Genomic DNA, 24,224 nt, shown 5'->3' with positions numbered 1-24,224 from the left:
TAACTATGAACACAAGCTCAAGTCTGCAACCTGTTGGCATTCTCGCCCCCGGTGCAAACCTGAATGCCTATGTTCAGGCGGTCAGTAGCTTCTCTATTCTCACTGTTGAGGAAGAGCAGGAACTGGCGCGCGATCTGGTCAGCAACGGCAATCTCGATGCCGCACGTAAGCTGGTTATGGCGCACCTGCGCTTTGTGGTGCATATCGCCCGCTCCTATAACGGTTACGGCCTACCACTGGGTGATCTGGTGCAGGAAGGTAACGTCGGTCTGATGAAAGCGGTTAAGCGTTTTGATCCGGACAAGGGCGTGCGTTTGGTGTCGTTTGCGGTGCATTGGATTAAGGCTGAAATCCACGAATTTATCCTGAAAAACTGGCGTATCGTCAAAATCGCCACCACCAAAGCCCAGCGCAAATTGTTCTTTAATCTGCGCGGTGCCAAAAAGCGTCTGGCGTGGTTGAGCAATGATGAAGCTCACGCAGTTGCAGCGGACTTGGGTGTTGATGTTAAACAAGTGCGTGAAATGGAGGGGCGTCTGGCCTCTTACGATGCCGGTTTTGATGCGAGCGATGACGATGACGATGAAGGCTATGTAGCACCTGCGCACTACCTTGAAGATAATCGCTATGACCCGGCAGTTCGCTTGGAAGAATCCAACTGGGAAGAATCCAACGTCAACAGCTTGGAGCGTGCGCTTGAAAAACTGGATGATCGCAGCCGTGTGATTCTGCAGCGCCGCTGGTTGAATGACGACAAGGCAACCTTGCACGATCTGGCTGCCGAATATGGTGTATCCGCTGAGCGTATCCGCCAGTTGGAAAAAAATGCCATGAACAAAGTTAAAAACATGATGTTGGAAGCCTGATTCAAGTATTCATTGCATCCCTAAAAGCCGCGCCTAGCGCGGCTTTTTTATTGCTCATAAATCCACGTCAAGGAGCATGTTGTGCCCCGAATTTTTTTGATGATCGCTGCAATTAGCGGATTTTTCGCCGTAGTTATCGGTGCTTTTGCTGCTCACGGACTGAAAAAAATTCTTACCCCGGATATGGTCGATGTAGTTAAAACCGGGGTTCAATACCAGATGCATCATTCTCTGGCGCTGCTGTTTATCGGCCTCTGGCTCAGTTACAAGCCCGCTACATCAGGTTTAAAAGCAGGTGGCTTGGCATTTATACTAGGCATACTGATGTTTAGCGGCAGTCTTTACGCACTGGCCTTGGGGGCTCCGCGTTGGCTTGGGCCAATTACCCCTCTGGGCGGGCTCTGCTTTTTGGTTGGCTGGGTGTTGCTATTGATCGCCGCATGGCGCGCCTATCCAGATAACTGATTTTCTCACTTCGTATTTTTCACTTCGTAATGTATCCCTTATGTCTGACTTACCTGAACTAACATCTGATTTTGAATCCGGCGAAGATGGCTTTTTAATCAAGCCTGAATTTAAACCCAAAGCCATTCGCAGCTTTGTGATTCGCGCCGGGCGTATCACTGTCGGGCAAAAAAATGCTTTTGATACTTGGTGGCCGGTTTATGGCTTGAGTCTTTTTAAGGGGATGATCGACCCCGAACAGGTCTTTGGTCGCAAAGCACCATTGGTGTTGGAAATCGGTTTTGGCATGGGCGATTCGCTGCTCGAGATGGCGCGCAATGAACCCGAAAAAAACTTTATTGGTATCGAAGTTCACCCGCCAGGTGTGGGGCGATTGATCAATGTGGCGGGGCAGGAAGGGCTCACCAATTTGCGTGTGTACATGGCAGATGCGATGGATGTATTGGAGGATTGTATCCCTGATAATTCTATAGATCGCCTGCAATTGTACTTCCCAGACCCATGGCATAAGAAAAAACACCACAAGCGTCGTATCTTACAGTCAGCTTTTGTTCAGAAACTTCGCCCTAAGATTGCGCCCGCTGGAATATTCCACATGGCAACTGATTGGCAGCCTTATGCTGAGCATATGTTAGAGACGATGAATGTTGCGACAGGTTTTGTGACTGAGTTCACAGAAACCGGATATGCCCCTAGGCCGGATTATCGACCCATTACTAAATTTGAGAGGCGGGGCGAGCGTTTAGGTCATGGTGTATGGGATTTGTTGTTTAAAAAAACATCATAAATTGGCATAAACTGCTTTAGTTTGCTAATGTAACTAGCTGAAAATAATGATGAAAGGGAGTTCTACAGGAGTAAGTTTTTAAGTCGATATTTATCGATAGGCTGTTACCAGCTTTGGAATTTAATCAATCGAGGGAATCAGATTGTTTTGGGAACCTCGCTATTTTCTACGGAGAACTATTAGCTATGAAACACACACGCACACTTGCACTCTCAGCTGCAATCGCAGCAATCATCTCCACCGGCGCTCAAGCAGATGGCAACCCAGCAGTAGAAATTCACGCTGATGGTGGTCGTTATTTCTTTGAAGATACTTACAATGATTCGGCCACTTGGGATTATGGTATCGGCTTCGGCTTGGGTGAAAACTGGATGCTGGATCTGGTTGTTAAGCAGTGGGATTCTGAAATTTCTGCTTTAGGTGATGCGGGCGACGTGGACGGCATCCAATACCGCGCCGACATGCTGTATCACATCACCACTGAAAGCAAATGGCGCCCCTATGTTGCCTTTGGTATCGGCGATCAGGAGCGTGAATACTTCACTCCTACTGACTCCCACACCGAGCGCGACACCATGGTTAACCTGGGTGCTGGTCTGAAGCGTCGTTTGGGTGACAACTTCCAATTCCGTACTGATATCCGTGCATTCAACAGTCTCGACAATGAATACACCGATCTGGCAGTGACTGCTGGTATTGCATTGGTATTTGGCGGCAAGTCAGCGCCAGCACCAGCGCCAGTTGTTGCAGCACCAGTTGATGTTGATAGCGATGGCGACGGTGTATATGACTCACGCGACAAGTGCCCAGACACTGTTAAGGGTCTGAAAGTTGACGAGGTAGGCTGCCCAATCGTTCTGGATAAGACTCTGGAAATCAACTTGGACATCCTGTTTGACACTGCCAAGTCTGAAATCAAGCCAGAATACATGTCTCAAGTGCAAAAACTGGCTGATGCTATGAATCAGTACGAAAACACTGTAGTGCATGTTGAAGGTCATACTGATAGCCAAGGTTCTGATGCTCTGAACCAACGTCTGTCACAAAGCCGTGCAGACTCTGTGAAGGCAGCCTTGATCACCAAGTACGGTATTGCGGCTGATCGCGTAACTGCAACTGGTTACGGTGAGTCTCGCCCAATTGCTGATAACTCAACTGCTGACGGCCGCGCACAAAACCGTCGCGTAGTGGGTTCAGTAAGCGTGAAATACAAAGAAGCAGTAACTCAGTAATCTTGAGTTGTTGTGAAAAGCCCGGCCTTGCGCCGGGTTTTTTTATGGTTTTTAAATAGGCTTAGTTGATGAGTTTAATGTAACCGGTACGAAATTCCGGGTAGCGAAATTGATAGCCAGTGCCGATAAGTCGCTGATTGCTAATCCGTTTGTTGCCGCGCTCGTTGGTGGCATCGGCTGCGAGAAAATCTTTTACTTTCAACTGCTCCGCGATCCAGCTAACTACCTCAAGCATGGGAGTGGGTGATGAGTCTGTTGCGAGATAGATATCGGCCAGTGGCTGTTGATGTTGTAATCCGATCAAATGGTCGAGCACACCAGCGCAGTCGTCGGCATGGATGCGATTGGTGTAATGAGGGCTGGCAGATGCACTGCGCTGTTTCACCTGCTCGATCAAACGATTGCGGCCGGGGCCGTAAATCCCGCTAAAGCGCACAATGCAGTGCGCAAACTCGCTGTGTTGAATAATCTGTTCTGCTTCCAGCAATCGCTTGCCGCTAAAACTGTCGGTTTGGGTGGGCGATTGTTCATCGACCCAACTGCCATCGTTCTGCGCATAAACGGCGGTGCTGGACACAAAGATGATAAGGCGCGGCTGGCGCTGATATTGCTTCAGTGCGGCAACCAAGTGCTGACATGTGTGTACATAAGCCTGCTCATAACCTAAATCGCTACGTTCGCTGGGTGTCATGGTGATGACAATCACATCATAGTTTTCGCTGCTGAAAAGCTTCTCCAGCTGCCCGGCTTGAGTTGCATCGCAAGCTTGATATTGGAGATGGGGCAGATTTGCCGGAGGGTGGCGGCGCAGACCAGTGACTTGGTAGAGAGTGGAATCGAGTTGTTGCGCGAGGCGCTGGCCTATATCACCGCAACCGATAATCAGCAGTTTTTCGGGAGTTGCCTGTTTTTCGTGTGAAGATGCGTTAATTGTCATTTGATAAATGTCGCCAATCTGATAGTTTTAGGCTATTCAACAAAGCCATTGTAATGGAGCTGCATTATGACCCTGACCGAACTGCGCTACATAGTCACTCTCGCCCAGGAACAGCATTTTGGCCGCGCGGCGGATCGTTGTTATGTGAGCCAGCCGACCTTGAGTATCGCGGTCAAGAAGTTGGAGGATGAGCTTGGAATTGCCCTGTTCGAGCGCACCAAATCACGTGTGCAGCCAACCCCGCTGGGTGAACAGATAGTAGCGCAAGCGAATTTGGTGTTGGAGCAGACAGCGGCCATCAAAGACCTTGCCGACGCCGGTAAAGACCAGCTCAGCAGCCCATTATCGGTTGGCGCCATCTTCACCATTGGCCCTTATTTATTGCCGAAGTTTATTCCTCATCTACAACAATTGGCGCACAAAATGCCGCTTTATGTGGAGGAGGGTTATACCCACAATCTGCGTAAAAAGCTGCGCAATGGCGAGTTGGATGTGATCATTGTGGCGCTGCCGTTTGTGGAGCCAGATGTGGTGACGCAGGTGTTGTACGACGAGCCGTTCGTGGTGTTGATGCCCAAGGATCACCCGCTTGCCGCCAAAGACGCGGTCGATCAGGCCGATCTCAGTCATGAGCAGTTATTGCTGTTGGGCGAGGGCCACTGCTTCCGCGATCAGGTTTTAACCACCTGCCCGAGTGTGCAGCATGGCGCAGAGGCTAGTGCTAATAGTAGTAATGTGCGCACTGCTGCTGAAGGTAGTTCGCTCGAAACCCTGCGCCATATGGTCGCCTCAGGTTTGGGCTTGACGATTCTGCCGGCCTCGGCCGCTGAAAGTTCGCTCTACAGCTCCGATGTATTGGTGACTCGCCCCTTTGCGGAGCCATCGCCGAGCCGCACCGTGGCGCTGGCCTGGCGCGCAAGCTTCCCGCGTCACAAGGCGATAGATGCGTTGCGCGCGGCGATCAAAGCCTGCCGTGTCTGATTCAGTGCTAGCTGATGTTCTCTTCCAGCGCTGTTTCCGGCAGCGATAAAACTCTCGATCAAATCCCCACCAGCGCCTTAAAGGGCGTTGGCGCTAATTTGGCTGCTAAATTGGCGAAGATCGGCCTGTTTAGTCTGCAAGATGTCCTCCTGCATTTGCCGCTGCGCTATCTGGATCGCACCCGTATTACGCCGATTGGCGCGCTTCAGCCCAATCTCAATGCAGTGATTGAAGCGGAAGTGCGCGCTTGCGATATCGTTTTTGGTCGCCGTCGCAGCTTGGTGTGCAAAGTTCAAGATGGCACAGGCACCATCACTCTGCGTTTTTATCACTTCAACAATGCGCAAAAGCAGCGGCTGGTCAGCGGCACGCGCTTGCGGATTTTTGGTGAGACGCGCCGTGGCGCCTCGGGTTTGGAGATGTATCACCCCGAATACGATGAGCTGGATACGGCGGCGCCTCTACCGCTGGAGCAGTCACTTACCCCGATTTACCCCGCTACTGAAGGTCTGACCCAACCGCGCTTGCGCTCGCTGGCGGTACAGGCGCTGACCTGGCTCGATAAACACGCGCTCAAAGAGCTGTTGCCCGAGGTGGTGCGCCGTCAGCTTAACCAGTCATCGCTTGCCGATGCGCTGCGCTATCTGCATCAGCCGCCAACCAACGCCAATATCCAGCAGCTGTTGGATGGCGAGCACCCTTATCAGCAGCGCTTGGCGTTTGAGGAGCTGCTTGCCCATCACTTGAGTTTGTTGTTATTGCGCCGCGAAACCCAAGCCGATGGCGCGACACGCTTGAATCTGGATGCCGATTTACACGCGCGCTTTTTGGCGCAATTGGGCTTTAATCTGACTCGCGCCCAAGGCCGGGTGGTGGATGAAATCGCCGCTGACCTCGCCAAACCGATCCCCATGTTGCGTTTGGTGCAGGGCGATGTGGGTTCCGGTAAAACCGTAGTGGCGGCGCTGGCTGCATTGGCGGCGGTCGCGAGTGGCAAACAGGCGGCGATTATGGCGCCGACCGAAATTCTCGCCGAGCAGCACCGCATTAACTTTGGTAAATGGCTCGAACCGCTCGGGATCAAGCTGGGTTGGCTGACCGGCAAGCTCAAGGTTGCCGAGCGGCGCACGCAAATGGCAGCTATCGCCAGCGGCAAGGCGCAAGTGGTGGTTGGCACCCATGCGCTGTTTCAGGAATCGGTCGAGTTTGCCAATTTGGGCTTGATTGTGATCGATGAGCAGCATCGTTTTGGTGTGCACCAGCGCTTAACCCTGTCGGAAAAAGGCACCAGTGGTGATGAAACTCGACGCTCCGGTCTGCTTCGCCCTCATCAATTGATTATGACCGCCACTCCGATTCCACGTACTTTGGCGATGAGCGCTTACGCCGACCTCGACTGCTCGGTGATCGATGAGCTGCCGCCTGGCCGCACGCCGATCAGCACTGTGGTGATCAGCGACAACCGCCGCGAAGAGGTGATCGAGCGGGTGCGGCTGGCCTGTGAGCAGGGGCGCCAAGCCTATTGGGTGTGTACGCTGATCGAAGAGTCTGAAGCGCTGGAGGCGCAAGCGGCTGAAGCGACTGCAGCCAATCTCACTGAATCCCTGCCGCATCTGCGCATCGGCCTGATTCACGGGCGCTTGAAACCCGCAGAAAAAGAGGTGGTGATGGCGGCCTTTAAAGCCAATGAGCTGGATTTGTTGGTCGCAACCACGGTTATCGAAGTGGGGGTGGATGTCCCCAACGCTAGTTTGATGATTATCGAAAACCCCGAGCGCCTCGGCCTCGCCCAATTGCATCAACTGCGCGGGCGCGTCGGGCGGGGTTCGGCGGCAAGTCACTGCGTGCTTTTGTACGGATCGCCACTCTCCAACAACAGCCGAGAACGCTTGCGAGTGATGCGTGAAAGCAGCGATGGCTTTTATATCGCCGAACAGGATTTATTGCTGCGCGGCCCTGGCGAAGTGCTCGGCACCCGTCAGACCGGCGAAATGCAATTCAAGATCGCCGACTTGCAGCGTGACAGCCATTTACTGCCCGATGTGAAAGACGCGGCGCTCTTGCTGATGAGCGATTACCCGCAGGTGTGTAGCCAATTAGTGTTGCGTTGGTTGGGTGAAAACCAGCGCTATTTGCAGGTGTAGATAAGATCTTGCAATTAGGTTTGGCGGATATTTCCACCGGCACTGAGAACTTGAGCGCAGTTATGCTCATCTTCAATCCAAATAGCCTGTGCGGGCGCAAATTTGATCTATGCTTGGTTAAATCATCAGCTGCTAACCGTGGTTACACGCAATTATGTTGGGTGACTATATGAGATTTAAGTTTGCTCGATTACACTCCCCGCATTCCTGTGTGACTGAGTTAGTTAACGCTATGCTTTTCAATCGCTTACCAAAACCAAAAGGAGTAGGCCGTGCCAGTACCTACCAGTGTTCAATCACTGCTCGACAAACAAAATGTGCATTATCAGGTGTCTGACATGCCAGTGAGCGAACATGAAAGAGCACAGTGGCACGACCAGCATTTACGTACCATGAGTGCAGCCAAGTCGGTCATTCTTCAGGATGGAAAAGGGCGGGTGCAGGTGATTTTTGCCGCGGATCGCCTGCTGGATTTGAAAGCCGTTAATCGTCAGCTCGGGCGCGAACTTCACGCCGCCAAGCCGGAAGATATTCACAAGTTCTGCCTGTCCCATAATCTGCATTCCATTCCCGCACTGCCCAAACTGGCAGGCCTGTTGACTCTGATTGACCGCAGTCTGGTTGAGCGCAGTGAGTTGCTGGCGGACTCGGGCGATGAACAACAACTGCTGAAATTCAGCCGCGATGAATTCAAGCAGATAATGGATGACGCCACTATCTGTGACATAGCGGTACCGCTGGAGCCGCTGGAAACGGACGATACCAGCAGCAGCGATACCGACCAGATCCTCGGTGCGGTGCGCAGTTTTACCCAGTTACGTGTAAAACAGCGCTTGGAAGAAACCCTCGAATTACCGCCCTTATCGGATACCGCCCAGCGTATTATCAAGCTGCGCGTGAACCCTAATGCCGATATCAGCGACCTCGCGCAGATTGTTGAAACTGATCCGAGTCTTGCGGCGCAAGTCGTGAGCTGGGCGGCATCGCCTTACTATTCTGCTCCAGGCAAAATCAAATCCATTCACGATGCCATAGTGCGCGTGCTGGGGTTTGATATGGTGCTCAATCTTGCTCTGGGCTTGTCGCTGGGCAAGGCTATGACTATCCCAAAAGAAGGTCCGCACGGTTCTCTGCCTTACTGGCAGCAGGCGGTTTACATGGCGGCGACCATTGAAGGCTTGGTGACGGCGATTCCGCGCGATCATCGCCCCAGCTTTGGTATGGCCTACCTGTGCGGCCTGCTGCACAACTTCGGCTATCTGATTATGGCCGAGGTGTTTCCACCTTATTTCCATAACTACTGCGAACTGGCGGATACCAATCCACACGTCAACCATCAGGCAGTTGAGCGCCATTTGCTGGGCGTGACGCGCGAGCAATTGGGTTCAGCGTTGATGTCACTCTGGTCGATGCCGGAAGAAGTGGTGGTGGGATTACGCCATCAAAACAACCCGCAATATCAAGGTGAACACGCGGTTTACGCCAAGTTGATATTTGTCGCCCAGCGTTTGTTGCAGCAGCACAATATTGGCCGCGGCCCGAAATTGGCGATTCCCCAGCAGGTGTTTGAAGACCTGCACCTCGACCCGGAAAAGGCCAATACCACTGTGGCGAATATCATTGAGTCGAGCGATGACCTTAAACATATTGCCCACGAATTGGCGCCGCATCACTAAGCGGTGTGCAGTGACTAACAAACGCCCCGATTGAAAGAAGCCCCTGTCACAAGGGGCTTTTTGTTTCTGGTCTGTTTGTTTCTGGCACGGGGGAAAATTGAGCGTTATGCTGCGGGCGATTGCTACAAACAGTTGCTACAAACTATCCCAACAACAGCGAACTATAAAAACCTGAATACAAAGAGAGACAACTTATGACCATCGATTTCCCCGCCGCCGATGCGGCAGCAATACTGGTTCAACGTCGTATCAGCGGCGCCCAGGCAGAGCGTTTACCGGAAGCCTGCCGCCCGCAAACCCTTGAGCAGGCACTGGAGATTCAAGCCGCAGTCACCGAGCAATGGTGCGCGCAAATGGACGATAGCATCGGTGGCTGGAAGTGTTTGCTGCCGCCGGAAGACAAGCTGGTGGTTGGCCCTATTTATACCCGTACTATCGATTCAGTTGCGCCAGTGACTCTTTGGACTAAGGTTGCGGCTGAAGGTGAGCGCGCGCGCATCGAGCCGGAGCTGGCATTTTTCTTTGGCAAGGATTTACCTCCGCGCGCCGAACCCTACACGCCTGCCGATGTGGATGCCGCCATCGCCCGCACTCATATGGCGCTGGAGCTGATCAACAGCCGCTACGCTGACCCTGCCAGCTGTGAATTCCCCGAAATGCTCGCCGATGGTCTCGTCAACCAAGGCTTATTTATCGGCCCGCAAGTGGATTCCGACAGCGCGCGCGGCGCCAGCAGTTTTACCATCACCATGACCTGCGCCAATGGCGAAGTAATTGAGCGCCAAGGCTCGCACCCCAATACCCATCCGCGTGCGCCGCTCTACTGGCTGGCTGAATTCCTGCGCAGCCAAGGGCAGGGAATTGTCTCCGGGCAGGCGGTGATTACCGGCTCCTACGCGGGAGTGATTGAAGTGCCGGTCAATACCGACATCCAGATCGACTACGCCGGTCTGGGCAGTATGCAGGTCAGTTTTAACGCCCGTCAGGCGGGCTAGGGGAGCAGATGAGCGAGTCAGAACAGCCAGTTGTATTTGCCTTTTCGTGCGAGATGCCGGTGCGCTGGGGCGATATGGATGCCTATGGCCATGTGAATAACACCGTCTATTTTCGCTACTTTGAAGAGGCGCGCTTCCAGTGGATGCTGGACAAGGGCGTGCCGACGCTGGGCGATACCCATCCGGTAGTAGTGACTATTGGCTGCACCTTTTTGCGGCCGATTTTCCACCCCGACAATTTGCGCATCGATGTGTTTGTTGGCGAACCTGGGCGTTCCAGCTTTATGGTGACCTACAAGGTCTATACCTCAGCCGACCCGGATACCCCCGCCGCCGAAGGCTACTCCAAGGTGGTCTGGGTGAGCGCGACTAACGGTAAATCCGTACCTCTGCCGGATGTAGTGCGCGGCTGGTTTGAGGCCACGTAATGCCGGTCTGGCTGGAGGCGGGCTTCTGGGGTTTTGTCGCCGCCAGCGCGCTTTTGCTCGGTGCGGCCTTGGGCTGGTTTGTCCGCTTTCCGCCCAAGGCAGTCGCCTATGTGATGGCCTTTGGCAGCGGCGTGCTCTTTGCCGCGCTCGGTTTTGATCTGGTCGGCGATGCGTTGGCCGAAGCCGGAATCGGCTGGGTGGCGGGTGGATTTATGGCCGGCGCCGCGGCCTTTTCGCTGATCAACCACTGGCTGAACGCGCCGGTGAAACATCGCAAGCGCTCCCACCATCAGCCGTCGGCCTCCAACAATAGCGGTATGGCGATAGCCGCTGGCACTCTGCTCGACGGCCTGCCCGAATCTATGGCGATAGGCTTATTGGTCGCCAGCGGCGGCAAACTTAGCCTCGCCACTGTGGCGGCGATTTTTATCTCTAACATCCCCGAAGCGCTCTCAAGCACCGCCGGTATGCGCCGCGCGGGTCACAGCGGCTGGTTTATTCTGCGTTTGTGGGGCGGCATGGCGCTGTTGTCGGGGGTGTTTGCGATTATCGGCGCAGTGTTTTTTGGCGCTGCGCCCGCTTATGTCAAAGCGCTGATTACCTGTATCGCCGCGGGTGGAATTTTTGCGATGGTGGTGGAGACCATGATCCCTGAAGCCTTTGCCGAAACCCATGAGTTGTCCGGCTTGATCGCCGCGCTTGGGTTTATCTTGGCGGTGATGATGCAGGCGCTGGAAGCCTGAGCAGGCCATTCTGCCGTGCTGCGAATCAGCTCAACCTTTATTAAGTTCGATATCTCGTGTTGTCACATAAATGCCACACTTCTGTAGCAAAACAGCAGCAGTCAATTTCGACCTGTTTTAGATGATTTCACAAGGTGTTCCTAATGCGTTTAACCCGTCGTCACTTCCTTAAAAATGCCAGCGCTGCCGCTATCGCCCTGGGTGGCTTGCGCGCGTTGCAACTCAATGCGCAGGTCTATGCGCAAGACCCTATCTACGGCATAGATAAAGTGGGGCAGCTCATGGCTGACCCAGCGGGCATTCTCAATTTGCCGCGCCACTTCAGCTACAAAATCATCGCGCGCACCGGCGACCGCATGAGTGATGGCCTGTTTATGCCCAGCGCCTTCGATGGCATGGCTGCCTTCCCAATGCCGGGCGATGCGAGCAAATGTCTGCTGGTGCGCAACCACGAGCTGGATTCAGTGGGTGAAGAAGTCGATGCCTTTGGCGGTGACAAAGACCTCGCGCGCAAAATCGTCGGCAGCAAAGCCTATGATCATTTTGGCGATTTGCCTGTTAATGGTGGCACCAGCACCCTTGTGTACAGCCATCGCAGCCAGCAAATCGAACGCAGCCACCTGAGTCTTATCGGTACAGTGCGCAATTGCGCGGGCGGCGCTACCCCTTGGGGCAGTTGGCTCACCTGTGAAGAAACACTGGTGGGCAAAGATCAGGGCTACGGGCGTGAACACGGGTATCTTTTTGAAGTACCCGCGCAGGCCAAAGGCTTGGTCGAAGCTGTACCGCTCAAAGACATGGGGCGCTTCGTGCACGAGGCAGCCGCAGTGGACAGCACTAATGGCATCATCTACCTCTCGGAAGACTACGAGCGCGGCCTGTTTTATCGGTTTATCCCCAAAACCCCCGGCGTACTGCGCGATGGCGGCCGCCTGCAAGCCTTGGCTATTCGCGGCTGGGAACAGGCAAACACCCGTAATTGGCCAGATGATGCAAATGACAAAAACGCGCGCAAAGTGGCCATGCGCCAGCGCTTTGAATGCGAGTGGATCGATCTGGATGATGTGACCTCGCCCAACGGTGATTTAAGCACTCGCGGCGAAGCCCAAGGGGCGGCGATTTTTGCACGTGGTGAAGGTCTGGCGTTTGCGTTGCGCGAAGACAAAACCCGCGAAATCCTCTTTGCCGCTACCGGCGGAGGGCCGTTGCAAATCGGCCAAATCTGGCGCTATCAACCGAGTGAATTTGAAGGCACGGCGCGCGAAAGTGAGCAGCCGGGGGTGATGGAATTGCTCTATGAAACTCACAACCGCGCGATTATGGAATCCTGCGATAACGTGGCCGTTGCACCTTGGGGCGATTTAATTATCTGCCAAGACAGCTACTCGGAAACGCCGGATACCGTGAACTACCTGCGCGGTCTTACACCAGACGGGAAAATCTACACTCTCGCCATGAACGCGCATCCGGAGCAGGGCGAATTCTGCGGCGCCTGCTTCTCACCGGACGGTAGCACTCTGTTCGTCAACATCCAGAAGCCCGGCTTCACCATCGCCATTACCGGCCCTTGGGCAAATTTACGCAATCAGGCGCAGGGCATTAAGCCCTTGGGCTAACTCTCTGATGCGCTGGAGTATTAATCGCGATCCCCGGCGCGCGCGTGAATAACTAGGCTTCTGCCACCTGCAATTCCTGCCAGTGGATTTTGTCGCTGTGATGCAGCAGGCGCATACGCCCCTGATGATCTTCCACCAGCGCGGTGCAGTTTTCGATCCAGTCGCCGCAGTTGGCGTAGCGTAAACCACCCTCTTCGCGCAGCGCCGGGTAGTGAATATGGCCACAGACTACGCCGTCGTAACCGCGGCGTTTCGCCTCGCCAATCGCCTCGCGCTCGTAGGTTTCAATTGCCGCCTTGGCGCCTTTGATATTGCTTTTGATCAAGCCAGCGAGCGAGAAGTAGGGTTTGCCCATCCACTTGCGCATGCGGTTTGACCAGCGGTTGATAAACAGCAGCAGCTCATAACCGTGGTCGCCAATCACGCGCTTCAACCAGCTGTGGTTGATGTAAGCATCCATCGCATCGCCGTGCATGATCAGCAAATGCTTGCCGTCGGCGGTGACGTATTCGTGCTCCTGAGCGATTTCAATCGGGCCAAATAACTGACCGCTGAAGTGGCGGATCGGTTCATCGTGATTGCCCGGCACATAGACTACACGTACACCCTTGGCGGCCAGCTCGTGGAATTTGAGCATCACTTGATAGTGTTTTTGCGGCCAACAGAAGCGGCGTTTAAGCGACCACAAATCCACAATATCGCCCACCAGATACAGGGTGTCGCAGTGGATGTGATTGAGGAAGTCGAGCAGGTAATCGACCTTACTATCGCGAAAGCCCAAGTGGATGTCGGAAATCCACACAGTGCGGGCATTGATCAGGTGGCTGGTCGGTTTAGGGTGGTTTGTTGCGGGGTCGAGAAAGTCGCTAGCAGTAGCGGTGGCAGATAAAGATGCAGCAAGGGCATTGGCTGGAGGAGTCATAATGCGTTTCCATGGCTGTTTCGCGCAAGTTTGCGGCGATCATGTGACGAAAACGCAACATTTTGATGAACTTTGGGTGACAGCTAGCTCGCTTTTTGTGCCTCGGCGGAGGCGCTGGTGTGATCTTGCAGCAGCCAGTTCAACACTGCTTGGCGGCTTTCCAACATCTCTTTATAAGTTTGTAAAACGATAGGATTGGGATTGAGTTGTTGTTGCAGGTGCTCGATACGTGCGAGCAAAAAGTCCACGTCGTTTTGGACTTTTTCGGCGACTTCCACACTGTTAAACGCTTCATTTCCAATATTTAAAATAGTCATTAGGCATTGTCCTTGCTGATTTTGCCGCCAAGTTGTGCATCAGTGCCAAGGCGGGATGTTGAGCAGTATCGCGGAATTGGAAGTGTGAAAATAGTCGCAATTCTCTCTAAATCTTGTGCGATATTGCCTACAAATGGCGCCTAAATATACAAATTGATGCGCCATTGTGCGGATTAAGTTTGTTGTTTTCTGAGCAGCGTCAGGCTAAACAGCAGGGTGGTGGACAGCACTATCGCAGGCCCTGCGGGTGTATCCCACCAGTAGGAGGCGGCGAGGCCAGCGATTACAGCGCTGACGCCAAGCAGGCTGGAGACAATCGCCATCTGTTCCGGGGTGTGAGTCAGGCGGCGGCTGGCGGCTGCGGGGATAATCAGCAGCGCGGTAATCAGTAGTACGCCGACCACTTTCATCGCAATCGCAATGACCAGCGCCATCAACAACATAAGTGCAGTGCGCACGCGCACCACCGGCACACCTTCTACCTGCGCCAATTCTTCATGTACGGTGATCGCCAGCAGCGGGCGCCAGAGCCAGATCAGCGCGCCAATTACGGCGATGGAAATCACCCAAATACTGATCACATCGGTATGGCTGACAGAGAGAATATCGCCAAATAAATAGGCCATCAGATCGATGCGATTGTCGCTGAAGATGCTGACGCAGATGAGCCCGAGCGCGAGGGTGGAGTGGGACAAAATCCCCAGCAGCGTATCTGTGGCAAGAAAGCGATTGTTTTGCAGCGCGACCAAAATCAGCGCCAGTAGCAAGCAGCCGAGGGCTACGGCGAGGTTGAGGTTGATGTCCAGTAGCAGGCCAAAGGTGACGCCAAGCAGCGCTGAGTGGGCGAGGGTATCACCAAAATAGGCCATGCGGCGCCAGACAGCGAAAGCGCCGAGGGGGCCAGCGACCAGTGCTACGGCGATACCAGCCAGCAGGGCGGAGAGTAAAAAATCAGGCATGGTGGTCGTGTCCGCAGGAGCTGGTGTGTACGTGCGCGCCGGGCTTGGTCTTGATGACATTGCCGTGGGCGTCGTGCTGGTGATCGTGGTGGTGGGTGTAAATCGCGACTTGCGGTGGATTGGCCGCGCCAACTACTTCGCCAAAGAGTGCGAGGTAAGCTGGGTCGTTAGTGACTTGCTCCGGGTGGCCTTCGCAGCAAACGTGCTGGTTGAGGCAGATGACGGTGTCGGTCGTTGCCATCACCAGATGCAGGTCGTGGGAGACCAACAGTACACCGCACTTGCGGCGTTTACGGATTTCGTTGATCAGTGCGTAAAGCGCTGATTGTCCCGTCACATCCACACCTTGTACCGGTTCATCGAGCACCAGCAGTTGCGGATCGCGCAACAGTGCGCGAGCTAGCAACACGCGTTGAGTCTCTCCACCAGAGAGCGACTGCATCGGCATATTGATCAGTTTGTCGATGCCGGTGAGTTCCAGAATTTCGTTTAGATCGACCCGCGCTTTGCCGCCCAGCGCCAGAAAACGTGCTACTGTCAGCGGCAAGCTGGCGTCGATATGGAGTTTTTGTGGCATGTAGCCGATGCGCAAATCCGGCGCTTTGGTGATTTCGCCTTCGTCGACCTTGATCAGCCCGAGCACGGCGCGCACCAGCGTGGTTTTGCCCGCGCCATTAGGCCCAATCAGGGTGACGATTTTGCCGGCTTCGAGGGTTAGGTCGGCGCGTTGCAAAATATGGCGGCCGTTGCGCACCACGCCCAGCCCGCGCGCTTGCAGGAGCAGATCACTCATGGTGATGTCCGCCGTGCTGTGGGTGAGCGGCACAGTTGGCGCAGAGGCCGGAGACTTCCAGTGACTGGGTTTCCACCACAAAACCTGCGTCTTGAGCCACGTTGATAATCTGTTGGCTGAGCGCGGGTTGATCCAGTTCAATGGCAATACCACAGGCGTGGCAAATCAAAAAATGGCTCTGGTGTTTGGTGCCCGGCGCGGGGCAGCCGATAAAGGCGTTGAGCACATTAATACGGTGAATCAGTCCCTGTTCCAGCAGAAAATCCAGCGCGCGATACACGGTCGGCGGCGCCACACGGCGGGTATTCGCCTTGGCCAGCATCTCCATCAAGGTATAGGCGCCGAGCGGTTTGTGGTTTTGCCAAATCAGCTCCAGCACCTGCAAACGTAAATCCGTCAGACGCACGCCGCGACTCTGGCAAAGTTCGCGCGCGGCGCCGAGTGCATCGCTAATGCAATGGTTGTGATCGTGATGGCTACAGGCGATGGGCGTATGTTCCATAAAAAGCTCGGCTGGCTGTGGCGATAGTTGCGCCACTGATTATGTCGGCGTCGAAAAGACAGGGCGATCAAATATGGCGGTCATGTTACACTATAACCTTTTGTCTGGCATGATTTTCACTGGTTTGGTCTGGGTGTGTGTATGAGTAATTGGGGTATTTGGGGCGGCTCGAAAGTGCGCAATCTGGCGCTGATGAGCGTGGCATTGCTATTGGCTGTGCCTGCCCAGGCCAAGTTGCAGTTGTTGGCGAGCATCAAGCCGCTGGCATTGATCGCGCAGGAAGTAGCGGGCGATCAAATTGAAGTCGCTACTTTGCTGCCGGTCACTGCCTCGACTCACGACTATCCGCTCAAGATGTCTGACCACAAACGCCTGCGTGCGGCTGACTTGGTGCTTTGGATTGGCCCGGAAATGGAGAGTTTTCTCGCTCGCCCGCTAGCTAATTTGCCTGCCGACAAGCTAATCACCAGCTACGAGTTTTCCAATCTTCATTGGCCGGAAGAAGCTACAGATGACGCTCATGATCATCAGCACGCCAATCACAGTCACACGGGCAAAGATCCACATCTCTGGCTTGATCCGCGCAATGCAGCAGTGATCGCGCAGGTAGTAGCCGAGCGCCTGGCGCAGTTGCAACCTGGGTCGGCACCAGTGTTTCGCGCCAATGCCGAACGTTTTGCTGTGTCCATGAAAGCATTGGATCAGCAGCTCGCGCAGCAATTAGCACCGGTAAAAAACATTGGTTTTGCGGTTTATCACGAAGGTTACAGCCATTTTGTGAGCCGCTACGGACTGCATCAGGTGGCTTACGTCACCTACACTCCAGAGCAGCGCCCGGGTGCAAAACATCTCAAGATGATGCGCGAAGTGCTCGCCAAAGAGGGCAAATGTCTGTTTATGGAGCCGCACTACAAGGTGCGCGCAATGGACGATATGGCTGCAGATCTGAAGCTGCGCATAGGTTTATTGGACCCGATTGGTGATCAGCAGGTCAGCAGTTATCAACAGCTATTGGAACAGTTGGGGCAGAGCTTTTCGCGCTGCCTCGCAGATACTTGAGGTTGTCGACTCCCAAGATAATCGATTCGTGGATAAAAATTCCTGAATAAAAAAAGCCCCGCTGTGACCGAAATCAAGCAGGGCTAATACACGAGGAGAAAATAAGGGAGATAGTCCAAATACAACAGCTTTGAGAAGCTCACCGCAGCGATGACTAATCGCTGCAGTTACAACTTAAAGAGCAAATTCTTGTGCAATCTTGGCTTCCAGTTTTTGTTCGAGAGTTGCGTTTGCTTTCTCGTTCAATACTTCAGTCTTTGCAGTCAATTCATCAGCAATACGCGCTTCCGCATCTTCCTGAGTTTCAACCCAAGCTGTCTTAACGCCTAAATCGGCAGCAGCCAGAGTCAGTTCGGTATTCGTTACGTCATCAGCAAAAGCGCTGGTGGCAGTCAGTATTAGGGTTGCAAATATCAGTGCAGTCTTTTTCATCGTGGGTTCCTCCGATGGTTTCAAATCCAGTTGCCTTTTGAGCAACCTTTTTGTTTTGGGTTAGGTTTACTCGGTAGCAAAATGAATTTGGGTGTTTCCGTTTTGTTACCTTATGTAACGCATAGTAACAGATATTTTTCCTTTGGCTAGTCTCGAATTAAATCTTTTTGTTATACCTGTCTTAAAAATGTGAATAAATACCGATGGTTATGGGTGAAAGTCAGGTTTTAGTTAAGGTTTGTCGCGTGGTAACACATTTTGTCGCTGGTAACACTTTTTGAGTGAGTTTTGATCTCTGTGTTACCAAATCGTTAGATGATCGGGCATCAATGCCCGGTAAAGGGCTGGATTGCGGCAAACCCCTATAGGGCTTTGGTGTATCCTGCGGCCATCAAACCGCCTTAATTGCAGATTTTTACTATGACCCAGACTCAAACAGCCCGGGCGCCCTTGGTGCTCGTCGATGGTTCTTCTTATTTATATCGCGCCTATCACGCGTTACCGCCCCTGACTAACTCCAAAGGTCAGCCTACGGGCGCAGTAAAAGGCGTCACTAATATGATGCGCCGGCTGCTTAAGGATTATCCGAACAGCCCCATCGCCGTTATCTTTGATGCCAAGGGCAAAACTTTTCGCGATGAGATGTTTGCCGAGTACAAAGCCAATCGCCCGCCCATGCCCGATGATCTGCGTCCGCAGGTGCAGCCGATTCACGACATAGTGGAAGCAATGGGCTTGCCGCTGTTGGTGATTGAGGGTGTTGAAGCTGACGATGTAATCGGCACCCTCGCGCGGCAGGCGACCGAGCAGCAGTTGCCGGTGGTTATCTCAACCGGCGATAAAGATATGGCGCAGCTGGTGAATGAGCATGTCACGCTGGTGAATACCATGACCGAGACAATTCTCGATATTCCCGGCGTGCACGCAAAATACGGTTTTGGCCCTGAGTTGATGATCGATTACCTCGCGCTTATGGGCGACAAGGTGGATAACATTCCCGGTGTCCCAGGTGTAGGTGAAAAAACCGCGCAGGGATTAATTCAAGGTGCTGGTGGTTTGGATGCGATCTACGCTGACTTGGAAAAAGTGCGCACGCTGTCATTTCGCGGCGCGAAAACTATGCCGGAAAAATTACTTGAGCATCGCGACATGGCCTATTTGTCTTATCGCCTCGCGACTATTAAAACCGATGTGGAATTAGCGATTGCGCCGCAAGCGATTGAACGCGGCCAGGCGGATAATAATCGCCTGCGTGAATTGTTTGAGCATCTGGAATTTAAAAACTGGGTGAAAGAATTAGGCGATGATAATGGCAGCGCAACGGCTGCGGTTTCTGCATCGATTACTGAAACTCCCGCCGATAAAAACGAAAGTGTTTTTGTGCAACCCGCTGCACCTGCGGAAGTTCACTACGACATCATTACCGATAAAAATTTATTTGCTGACTGGCTGCAACGTTTGCAGCAAGCGCCGCAGTTTTCGTTTGATACCGAAACCACTGCGCTGGAGATTATGGATGCAAAAATTGTCGGGGTAAATTTTGCGGTTGAAGCAGGTGTTGCCGCTTATGTTCCCTGCGGTCACGACTATATGGGCGCGCCTGAGCAGTTGCCGTTGGCGTGGGTGCTCGAACAATTAAAACCGATTTTGGAAGATGCCAATAAAATAAAAATTGGCCAAAATTTAAAATACGACCGCAGTGTGCTGCTCAATTATGGCATCGAATTGCGCGGAATTAAATTCGATACCATGCTCGAATCCTATGTGTGGAATTCCATCGGCAGTCGCCACAATATGGATGACCTCGCGCAAAATTATCTCGATTATAAAACCGTCACCTTTGAGGAAATTGCAGGCAAGGGTGTCAAGCAGCTCACGTTTAATCAATTAAAAGTGGAAGAAGCTGGGCATTACGCCGCTGAAGATGCGGACATCACTTTGCGTTTGCATCAATTCTTCTGGCCGCAACTTGAACAAGTGCCTTCATTAAAATCTGTCTTCGATTCAATCGAAATGCCACTGGTGCCAGTGCTCTCGCGCATCGAGCGCAACGGTGCCTTGGTGGATGCGAATTTGCTCGGCAAGCAGAGCATTGAATTGGGCGAGCGCTTAATTCAATTGGAGCGCAAAGCTTATGAGATCGCCGGGCAAGAATTTAATTTAAGTTCGCCAAAACAACTCGGTGTGATTTTATTTGAACAGCAAAAGTTGCCGGTTCTGAAAAAAACGCCAACAGGAACACCGTCTACTGCAGAAGAAGTATTGCAAGAATTAGCGTTGGATTATCCATTGCCAAAATTGCTGATGAAGTATCGCGGCCTTGCGAAATTAAAATCCACTTACACCGATAAATTACCGCTGGTTATCAATAAAAGTACTGGCCGCATTCACACTAGTTATCATCAAGCTGTTGCAGCGACCGGCCGTTTGTCATCGCAAGATCCCAACCTGCAAAACATTCCAATTAAAACCGAAGAAGGGCGCCGCATTCGCCAAGCATTTATTGCACCTAAAGGTTATAAATTGGTTGCGGCGGACTACTCGCAAATCGAGCTGCGCATCATGGCGCACTTGTCGGACGACGCGGGTTTATTGAGCGCGTTTGAAAAAGGGCTGGATGTGCATCGCGCTACCGCTGCGGAAGTATTCGGTGTGAGCCTGGATGGCGTGACGCCGAAAATGCGCCGCAGTGCCAAGGCGATTAATTTCGGCTTGATCTACGGTATGTCGGCGTTCGGGCTCGCCAAGCAATTGCATGTGGGGCGCAATGAGGCGCAGCAATATATCGACCGCTACTTCGAGCGCTATCCCGGTGTACAGCGCTATATGAACAATATTCGCGCGCTGGCGCATGAGCAGGGTTATGTTGAAACGATTTTTGGCCGCCGGTTGTATCTGCCTGAGATCAATGCCAAAAACAAAAACCTGCAGATGGGCGCCGAGCGCACAGCGATTAACGCGCCTATGCAGGGTACCGCTGCCGATATCATTAAAACCGCGATGATCAAAGTACAGGAGTGGCTGGATGAGTCGCAACTGGACGCACAAATCATCATGCAGGTACACGATGAGCTGGTGCTGGAAGTGGCTGAATCGCAACTGGAGCAGGTGCGCGAAGGCCTGATTGAGCATATGTCGTCAGCTGCTGCGCTGAAAGTGCCGTTACTGGTTGAGGCTGGTGTGGGTGATAACTGGGATGAGGCACATTGATAAGTTAGGTGTCGCCTAAATGGCTTTTCAAACACACCAAACCTGAATGATGTATTAATAAAGACTGAGCTTGATTGATTTTTAAGCCAAAATTCGATTTTGATCAGTTTTTAAGTATTTGTTTTTAAAGGGTTTTGTATAATTAACAAAGAAATGTGCAAATTTGTAAAAATTTTTTTGAACTTATTTTAAGAGGGGTGGGTCTCAGTAATGTGTGTTTTACGATCATGAGCTAACTCCTCCCCTAATGGCGTTTATGCCAGCTGAGCGAAGAATGCGAAGCCAACCCCGATAATATCGGGGTTTTTTTTGCCTGAAATTTTTATCCGTCTAAAAATTTGTCTGCTCAAAAAACGGCCAAGTGTGCAAGAAATATTGCAGTTACAAAGCTTTACGTTTTCGCCTGAACTTTCTTTGTTAGTGTTCTGTCCTAGTTACAACTCGATTGGATAGCGCTTGTTTCTTCCCCGAGTGTGTATTTTCTCTTTCTTTCCTAGCCCATCTGGCACCACCCCAAGGGTGCCAGTTTTTGTCCGGCGATTCATTGAATCGCCGGTTTTTTTATTTGGGCTTTTTATTAGGGAATGCTTTCTTCTGATGTCGCTGTTTGCTCCGGAGCAAGCCAGAATTGCAACTTTGCCTTGAGTTCATCCAAACCCGCGTATTTCAACGCCGAAAAACACTGGATGCTGACCTGCTGGTCGAGCTTGGCTTGCTTGAGCTGCTTTTGCACCGCAAACAATGAGTTGTTGGCTTGCATGCGGCTGAGCTTATCTGCCTTGGTCAATAGGATGTGCACCGGCATATTGCCGCGCACCGCCCAGTCGAGCATGGTGGTATCAAATTCCTGCAGTGGATGGCGAATATCCATCAACAATACCAAACCTTTGAGTGACTGACGTTTTTGCAGATATTCAGATAAGTCGCGCTGCCACTTGTCTTTTTGCTCGCGCGATACCTTGGCGTAGCCGTAGCCGGGCAGGTCAACGAGGCGCTGATCCTCGCCCACATTAAAGAAGTTGATCAGTTGGGTGCGGCCGGGGGTTTTACTGGTGCGCGCCAACTTTTGGTTGGTTAAGGCATTGATAGCGCTGGATTTACCCGCATTGGAGCGCCCGGCAAAGGCAACTTCGGCGCCAGTTTCAGGCGGGCATTCGCGAATGCTGGGGGCACTTTTGGTGAAATAAGCCTTGGTAAAAACGATATCGGTCAAGATAATAACCCTTCAAAATAGTGTGTTATTAGCGCGTTGGTAATATAATGCCGCCGCTTTTACCGGCCGCCGTGCGCGCCGAAAGCAGGAATCATGCGGAATCAGATGAAATAAAGGGTGCGATTGTAGCTTGTTGACCTGTCATTAAGCGAACCCTCAGCTAAATTCCTACGTATACTTGCCAGTAAAGACGCACGCATAACAATCAGATTCATCGATCAATCGGATTAGCCAATGAAACATATCGTAAGAAATGCACTTTTATCCTTGGGCTTGATCGCTGCAGCGCAGGGCGCTATGGCGGCGGGAGATGCAGCCGCTGGTGCAACCAAAGCAGCCGTTTGCGGCGCGTGTCACGGTGCAGATGGCAATAGCCTGATGGGAACCTTCCCGAAATTGGCTGGTTTGGGCGAGCGTTACTTGCTCAAGCAAATGACTGACATCCAAGCCTGGGATTTGGAACAGGACGCAGAGAAAAAGGCCAAAACCGGCCGCGCAGTAGTAGAAATGACAGGTCAGCTCGCCAACCTGAGCAAACAGGATCTGGAAGACATTGCGGCGCACTTTGCTGCTCAAACTACCCAGTTGTCCGGCTCCAAAAAAATCGAAGTGCAAGTAAACTCAGGTATCAAAGTGGATGGTTTGGAATTGGGCGAGCGTATTTATCGCGCCGGTAACCCAACTACTGGTGTTCCCGCCTGTACCGGCTGCCACGCACCGGACGGCAAGGGCAATATCCCTGCCGGTTTCCCACGTTTGAGCGGCCAGCATCCTGAATACATCGAGAAGCAATTGCGCGCCTTCCGCGCGGGCGATCGCACTAACGATGGCGATCAAATGATCATGCGCTCGGTAGCTGACAAGATGAGCGATGCTGAAATCATCGCCTTGGCTAACTACATTGCAGGTTTGCACTAATCATCAGCGATGATTGAGTGAATTGAAAAAGGCGACCTTGGTCGCCTTTTTCATATCTTTGCTTTACAGATTCTGCGCAGCGCTAGAGAATCCGACCCCAGATTGGGAACTTGGATGACATTTACAGGACTAATGGCGCGATATCCCATTAAAAATTGCCGTCATCAACGGCGTCCACATTCATGAATTACACACTTATCTATTCACAATAAGAGTCTGAGGAGCAGTTTATGCGTATGTTGGTAGCCCTTGTGGGCTTGGTTTTTTCATTAAGCGCCTGCGCGCAAGAGGCATCGAGCGAGTATCTGGAAGGTCAGCACTACATTTTGCTGGAGCAGCCAGTGCGCACTTCCGATCCAAGCAAAATCGAAGTGGCTGAAGTTTTTGCCTATTCCTGCCCACACTGTTTTGATTTCGAACCTCTGCTGCAAGCATGGGAAAAGAAGCAGGATAAAGATGTGTATCTCTCGCAAACTCACGCCATGTGGAATCCACAAATGGAGCCGTTAGTACGTGGTTACTACACTTCGGTAGCGCTGCACTTGAAAGAAAAGACTCACATGGCGGTATTTAACGCTATGCATTTGGAGCACAAGCAATTTGCTACTGCCGATCAATGGGCTGATTTCTTTGCTACCTACGGCGTTGATAAAGCTAAAGCACTGAGCACTTACAACTCCTTTGGTGTTACCAGCCAGATCAAACAAGCGGAAGCGCGTGCGCGTGGTTACAAGGTAACTGGTACTCCCGAGATGGTAGTAGAAGGTAAATACCGCGTTAGTTCGCGCTTGGCCGGTGGCCATGCCGAAATGTTGAAAGTAGTGGACTTTTTGGTTGCCAAAGCACGCGCTGAGCGCGGCACTCAAGCGCCAGCGCAATAATTGCTACTGAGTTTGAAAAAACCCGCTTCGGGAAACCGAAGCGGGTTTTTTTATTGGATTATTTTTTGCCGATAGCGCATGAATCGACGCTGTCTGACTATACTCAGCAAACCTTCCATCTCTTCACTCTGCAGGTTTTAGCGTCTTT

General features: G+C 52.5%; 23 protein-coding genes. 15 read left to right on the top strand and 8 right to left on the bottom strand.

The window, feature by feature from the left end; genetic code table 11:
- The first annotated feature begins 5 nt into the window (after positions 1 to 5).
- From rpoH to SPL68_RS01835, 4 genes are all read left to right on the top strand, one after another.
- A complete protein-coding gene (gene rpoH / locus SPL68_RS01850) occupies positions 6 to 866 on the top strand; it encodes an RNA polymerase sigma factor RpoH (protein ID WP_323813362.1) in 861 nt (286 codons plus the stop codon).
- An 81-nt stretch (positions 867 to 947) separates the two neighbouring features.
- The gene (locus tag SPL68_RS01845) at positions 948 to 1,331 is read left to right on the top strand and encodes a DUF423 domain-containing protein (protein ID WP_323813361.1); all 384 of its coding nucleotides are present in this window, start codon (positions 948 to 950) and stop codon (positions 1,329 to 1,331) included.
- Between the two features lie 40 nt (positions 1,332 to 1,371).
- Positions 1,372 to 2,118 carry a tRNA (guanosine(46)-N7)-methyltransferase TrmB gene (gene trmB, locus SPL68_RS01840; protein WP_323813360.1) on the top strand — a complete coding sequence of 249 codons (747 nt, stop codon included), beginning with the start codon at positions 1,372 to 1,374 and terminating at the stop codon, positions 2,116 to 2,118.
- 185 nt (positions 2,119 to 2,303) lie between these two features.
- On the top strand, positions 2,304 to 3,350 hold the full coding sequence (locus SPL68_RS01835; RefSeq protein ID WP_323813359.1) for an OmpA family protein: 1,047 nt from the start codon (positions 2,304 to 2,306) through the stop codon (positions 3,348 to 3,350).
- A 61-nt stretch (positions 3,351 to 3,411) separates the two neighbouring features.
- Here SPL68_RS01835 and SPL68_RS01830 read toward each other — a convergent pair whose 3' ends face one another.
- Positions 3,412 to 4,287, bottom strand: a complete 876-nt coding sequence (locus tag SPL68_RS01830) for an SDR family oxidoreductase (RefSeq protein WP_323813358.1) — start codon at positions 4,285 to 4,287, stop codon at positions 3,412 to 3,414.
- 66 nt (positions 4,288 to 4,353) lie between these two features.
- Between SPL68_RS01830 and SPL68_RS01825 the strand changes: the two genes are divergently transcribed.
- The 7 genes from SPL68_RS01825 to SPL68_RS01795 all read left to right on the top strand — a co-directional run bounded on the left by SPL68_RS01825 (position 4,354) and on the right by SPL68_RS01795 (position 12,870).
- The gene (locus tag SPL68_RS01825; RefSeq protein ID WP_323813357.1) at positions 4,354 to 5,268 is read left to right on the top strand and encodes a hydrogen peroxide-inducible genes activator; all 915 of its coding nucleotides are present in this window, start codon (positions 4,354 to 4,356) and stop codon (positions 5,266 to 5,268) included.
- Between the two features lie 14 nt (positions 5,269 to 5,282).
- On the top strand, positions 5,283 to 7,412 hold the full coding sequence (gene recG / locus SPL68_RS01820) for an ATP-dependent DNA helicase RecG (RefSeq protein ID WP_323813356.1): 2,130 nt from the start codon (positions 5,283 to 5,285) through the stop codon (positions 7,410 to 7,412).
- 272 nt (positions 7,413 to 7,684) lie between these two features.
- Entirely contained in the window at positions 7,685 to 9,088 is a 1,404-nt protein-coding gene (locus SPL68_RS01815) for an HDOD domain-containing protein (RefSeq protein ID WP_323813355.1), read from the top strand.
- Positions 9,089 to 9,282: 194 nt separating this feature from the next.
- A complete protein-coding gene (locus SPL68_RS01810) occupies positions 9,283 to 10,083 on the top strand; it encodes a 2-keto-4-pentenoate hydratase (protein ID WP_323813354.1) in 801 nt (266 codons plus the stop codon).
- Between the two features lie 8 nt (positions 10,084 to 10,091).
- Positions 10,092 to 10,511, top strand: coding sequence for an acyl-CoA thioesterase (locus tag SPL68_RS01805; RefSeq protein WP_323813353.1), 420 nt, complete (start codon positions 10,092 to 10,094; stop codon positions 10,509 to 10,511).
- A complete protein-coding gene (locus tag SPL68_RS01800; RefSeq protein ID WP_323813352.1) occupies positions 10,511 to 11,254 on the top strand; it encodes a ZIP family metal transporter in 744 nt (247 codons plus the stop codon). Before SPL68_RS01805 ends, SPL68_RS01800 begins: the two co-directional genes overlap by 1 nt.
- A gap of 143 nt (positions 11,255 to 11,397) precedes the next feature.
- A complete protein-coding gene (locus tag SPL68_RS01795; RefSeq protein ID WP_323813351.1) occupies positions 11,398 to 12,870 on the top strand; it encodes an alkaline phosphatase PhoX in 1,473 nt (490 codons plus the stop codon).
- A 52-nt stretch (positions 12,871 to 12,922) separates the two neighbouring features.
- Here the strand turns inward: SPL68_RS01795 and SPL68_RS01790 are convergent, their stop codons facing one another.
- From SPL68_RS01790 to SPL68_RS01770, 5 genes are all read right to left on the bottom strand, one after another.
- Positions 12,923 to 13,792 (bottom strand): UDP-2,3-diacylglucosamine diphosphatase, encoded by an 870-nt coding sequence (locus SPL68_RS01790; protein ID WP_323813350.1) that lies wholly within the window; start codon positions 13,790 to 13,792, stop codon positions 12,923 to 12,925.
- An 83-nt stretch (positions 13,793 to 13,875) separates the two neighbouring features.
- Positions 13,876 to 14,109, bottom strand: coding sequence for a hypothetical protein (locus SPL68_RS01785; protein WP_323813349.1), 234 nt, complete (start codon positions 14,107 to 14,109; stop codon positions 13,876 to 13,878).
- Positions 14,110 to 14,282: 173 nt separating this feature from the next.
- The gene (gene znuB / locus SPL68_RS01780; RefSeq protein WP_323813348.1) at positions 14,283 to 15,068 is read right to left on the bottom strand and encodes a zinc ABC transporter permease subunit ZnuB; all 786 of its coding nucleotides are present in this window, start codon (positions 15,066 to 15,068) and stop codon (positions 14,283 to 14,285) included.
- A complete protein-coding gene (znuC, locus tag SPL68_RS01775) occupies positions 15,061 to 15,861 on the bottom strand; it encodes a zinc ABC transporter ATP-binding protein ZnuC (RefSeq protein WP_323813347.1) in 801 nt (266 codons plus the stop codon). The genes znuB and znuC overlap by 8 nt, the downstream gene beginning before the upstream one ends.
- Entirely contained in the window at positions 15,854 to 16,363 is a 510-nt protein-coding gene (locus SPL68_RS01770) for a Fur family transcriptional regulator (RefSeq protein WP_323813346.1), read from the bottom strand. The genes znuC and SPL68_RS01770 overlap by 8 nt, the downstream gene beginning before the upstream one ends.
- Before the next feature lie 141 nt (positions 16,364 to 16,504).
- On the opposite strand from SPL68_RS01770, the gene SPL68_RS01765 reads away from it, so the two are divergent.
- Complete coding sequence (locus tag SPL68_RS01765; RefSeq protein ID WP_323813345.1) at positions 16,505 to 17,422, top strand: zinc ABC transporter substrate-binding protein; 918 nt, start codon at positions 16,505 to 16,507, stop codon at positions 17,420 to 17,422.
- Positions 17,423 to 17,596: 174 nt separating this feature from the next.
- Here the strand turns inward: SPL68_RS01765 and SPL68_RS01760 are convergent, their stop codons facing one another.
- Positions 17,597 to 17,854, bottom strand: a complete 258-nt coding sequence (locus tag SPL68_RS01760; protein WP_323813344.1) for a hypothetical protein — start codon at positions 17,852 to 17,854, stop codon at positions 17,597 to 17,599.
- A 420-nt stretch (positions 17,855 to 18,274) separates the two neighbouring features.
- On the opposite strand from SPL68_RS01760, the gene polA reads away from it, so the two are divergent.
- Positions 18,275 to 21,064 carry a DNA polymerase I gene (gene polA / locus SPL68_RS01755; RefSeq protein ID WP_323813343.1) on the top strand — a complete coding sequence of 930 codons (2,790 nt, stop codon included), beginning with the start codon at positions 18,275 to 18,277 and terminating at the stop codon, positions 21,062 to 21,064.
- Between the two features lie 577 nt (positions 21,065 to 21,641).
- On the opposite strand, the gene yihA is transcribed toward polA, so the two are convergent.
- A complete protein-coding gene (gene yihA / locus SPL68_RS01750) occupies positions 21,642 to 22,277 on the bottom strand; it encodes a ribosome biogenesis GTP-binding protein YihA/YsxC (protein ID WP_323813342.1) in 636 nt (211 codons plus the stop codon).
- Positions 22,278 to 22,511: 234 nt separating this feature from the next.
- Here yihA and SPL68_RS01745 point away from each other — a divergent pair, with 234 nt between their 5' ends.
- Positions 22,512 to 23,195 carry a c-type cytochrome gene (locus SPL68_RS01745; RefSeq protein WP_323813341.1) on the top strand — a complete coding sequence of 228 codons (684 nt, stop codon included), beginning with the start codon at positions 22,512 to 22,514 and terminating at the stop codon, positions 23,193 to 23,195.
- Positions 23,196 to 23,425: 230 nt separating this feature from the next.
- A complete protein-coding gene (locus tag SPL68_RS01740; RefSeq protein WP_323813340.1) occupies positions 23,426 to 24,076 on the top strand; it encodes a thiol:disulfide interchange protein DsbA/DsbL in 651 nt (216 codons plus the stop codon).
- Positions 24,077 to 24,224 lie beyond the last annotated feature (148 nt).

Source organism: Cellvibrio chitinivorans, from assembly GCF_035117775.1.
In the GTDB taxonomy this organism is placed as follows: domain Bacteria; phylum Pseudomonadota; class Gammaproteobacteria; order Pseudomonadales; family Cellvibrionaceae; genus Cellvibrio; species Cellvibrio chitinivorans.
Note: the sequence above shows the minus strand (reverse complement) of the source record. Positions and strands in the feature narration are given on the sequence as shown.

What these genes read in the sequence shown, in the direction of transcription:
- SPL68_RS01825 (WP_323813357.1), top strand. Translation starts at nt 4,354, where the DNA reads ATGACCCTGACCGAACTGCGCTACATAGTCACTCTCGCCCAGGAACAG.
- rpoH (WP_323813362.1), top strand. Translation starts at nt 6, where the DNA reads ATGAACACAAGCTCAAGTCTGCAACCTGTTGGCATTCTCGCCCCCGGT.
- SPL68_RS01745 (WP_323813341.1), top strand. Translation starts at nt 22,512, where the DNA reads ATGAAACATATCGTAAGAAATGCACTTTTATCCTTGGGCTTGATCGCT.
- SPL68_RS01810 (WP_323813354.1), top strand. Translation starts at nt 9,283, where the DNA reads ATGACCATCGATTTCCCCGCCGCCGATGCGGCAGCAATACTGGTTCAA.
- SPL68_RS01805 (WP_323813353.1), top strand. Translation starts at nt 10,092, where the DNA reads ATGAGCGAGTCAGAACAGCCAGTTGTATTTGCCTTTTCGTGCGAGATG.
- SPL68_RS01800 (WP_323813352.1), top strand. Translation starts at nt 10,511, where the DNA reads ATGCCGGTCTGGCTGGAGGCGGGCTTCTGGGGTTTTGTCGCCGCCAGC.
- trmB (WP_323813360.1), top strand. Translation starts at nt 1,372, where the DNA reads ATGTCTGACTTACCTGAACTAACATCTGATTTTGAATCCGGCGAAGAT.
- recG (WP_323813356.1), top strand. Translation starts at nt 5,283, where the DNA reads ATGTTCTCTTCCAGCGCTGTTTCCGGCAGCGATAAAACTCTCGATCAA.
- znuC (WP_323813347.1), bottom strand. Translation starts at nt 15,861, where the DNA reads ATGAGTGATCTGCTCCTGCAAGCGCGCGGGCTGGGCGTGGTGCGCAAC.
- SPL68_RS01740 (WP_323813340.1), top strand. Translation starts at nt 23,426, where the DNA reads ATGCGTATGTTGGTAGCCCTTGTGGGCTTGGTTTTTTCATTAAGCGCC.
- SPL68_RS01785 (WP_323813349.1), bottom strand. Translation starts at nt 14,109, where the DNA reads ATGACTATTTTAAATATTGGAAATGAAGCGTTTAACAGTGTGGAAGTC.
- SPL68_RS01835 (WP_323813359.1), top strand. Translation starts at nt 2,304, where the DNA reads ATGAAACACACACGCACACTTGCACTCTCAGCTGCAATCGCAGCAATC.
- SPL68_RS01765 (WP_323813345.1), top strand. Translation starts at nt 16,505, where the DNA reads ATGAGTAATTGGGGTATTTGGGGCGGCTCGAAAGTGCGCAATCTGGCG.
- znuB (WP_323813348.1), bottom strand. Translation starts at nt 15,068, where the DNA reads ATGCCTGATTTTTTACTCTCCGCCCTGCTGGCTGGTATCGCCGTAGCA.
- SPL68_RS01830 (WP_323813358.1), bottom strand. Translation starts at nt 4,287, where the DNA reads ATGACAATTAACGCATCTTCACACGAAAAACAGGCAACTCCCGAAAAA.
- polA (WP_323813343.1), top strand. Translation starts at nt 18,275, where the DNA reads ATGACCCAGACTCAAACAGCCCGGGCGCCCTTGGTGCTCGTCGATGGT.
- SPL68_RS01795 (WP_323813351.1), top strand. Translation starts at nt 11,398, where the DNA reads ATGCGTTTAACCCGTCGTCACTTCCTTAAAAATGCCAGCGCTGCCGCT.
- SPL68_RS01770 (WP_323813346.1), bottom strand. Translation starts at nt 16,363, where the DNA reads ATGGAACATACGCCCATCGCCTGTAGCCATCACGATCACAACCATTGC.
- SPL68_RS01790 (WP_323813350.1), bottom strand. Translation starts at nt 13,792, where the DNA reads ATGACTCCTCCAGCCAATGCCCTTGCTGCATCTTTATCTGCCACCGCT.
- SPL68_RS01760 (WP_323813344.1), bottom strand. Translation starts at nt 17,854, where the DNA reads ATGAAAAAGACTGCACTGATATTTGCAACCCTAATACTGACTGCCACC.